Raw genomic sequence first — 1,443 nt, forward strand, 5'->3', positions numbered from 1 at the left:
AAAAACAAGCAAGAACTTATGGAAGAAGTGTATGACACAGATAAAATAGAAGATACAGATTTTTATAAAGACTTTAAAGATTATATGGATTTGCTAAATTTAGGTTTTGAGGTTGAAAATAAAAGAGGAGCTCAAGAATTATTTAGAGATATCCTAAATATAAATGTTATTCCAGAAAAAATCTATCAGGAAAATTTAGAAGATATAGAAAAAACCATTGAAACAGCCCTTGATAAATCAAAAAACTATCCAGAAAAAATACAAGCATTTTATAAACTAAACCAATATACACTTAGTCTCCCTTTTTTCAGAATAAAAGATACCATTCCTACTCTAATAACGCCAAACAAGTTTAGGAACAAAATATTTACAATAGATTTTGATTATGATGAAGAAATGGGATTAATTATAGAAAATAAACAAATAGCTGAGTTTTTATAAAATTACTTCTTTAACTTGCAAGTTTCATTTATTTTATATAAATTATTCTAAGAGAATAATTCTAAAAGGATAAAAACATGAAAAATCCATTTACCATTGGAATTGCAAAAAAAGAAAAGTTTTGTAATAGAAGAAAAGAAATAAAGGAGTTAAAAAGTTTAATTCAAAACGGTCAAAATGTAGTTATCTATTCACCTCGAAGATTTGGAAAGACTTCCCTTGTAAAGAGAGTTTTAAAAGATATAGAAAAAACAGATAAAAATTTTGTTGGAATATACGCAGATTTATTTCCTGTATCTTCTTATCAGGATTTTATAGAGTTCTTCTCAAAAGCAATTATACAGAGTATTGGAAAAGAAGTGGATAAAACTTTTTTTCAAAAAATCAAAAATCTTTTTAAAAACATAATTCCTTCTTTTACAATAAAACCAGACGGCTCATTTTCAATATCCATTTCTATAAATCAGTCTTCATCTATTGAAACATTACTTTCTGATTTATTTAAAGGATTAGAAGAATATTTAAATAAAAACAATCTAAAAGCCTGTGTAGTTTTTGATGAATTTCAAGAGATTACTACACTTGAAGACTCTAAAAAGATTGAAGGTATTATCAGAAGTTTTATCCAAGAACAAGAAAATATTAGTTATGTTTTTGTAGGTAGCAGGAGAAAGTTATTGATTGATATGTTTACTGATAAAAAAAGACCATTTTATAAAAGTTCATTTCTTTTTCTGTTAGATAAGATACCAAAATTAGAGTTTGTAAAATGCATTGTAAATTCATTCAAGAAAACAGATAAAATTTGCCCTAAAAAAGAAGCTGAAAGAATTTATGATTTAGTTGATGGGTATCCTTACTATGTTCAAAAGCTTTCTTCTATCGTGTGGGATTTAACAGAGAAAAGAGTTTCAGAAAAAATAATAGACAATGCACTTTTAACACTTATCAAAATGGAGAGTATAGATTTTGAGAGTATATGGATAAATCTGAATAAAACTG

1 protein-coding gene and 1 pseudogene are annotated in these 1,443 nt (G+C 25.7%); both read left to right on the top strand.

Annotated elements, in window-relative coordinates:
* Window positions 1-441: pseudogene (locus HG1285_RS01715) on the top strand (CRISPR-associated helicase/endonuclease Cas3); the annotation flags it as partial.
* 77 nt (window positions 442-518) lie between these two features.
* Window positions 519-1,443 (top strand): ATP-binding protein (locus tag HG1285_RS01710; RefSeq protein ID WP_008289327.1); only part of this gene is annotated, 925 nt, incomplete at its 3' end.

It is taken from the genome of Hydrogenivirga sp. 128-5-R1-1 (assembly GCF_000171895.1).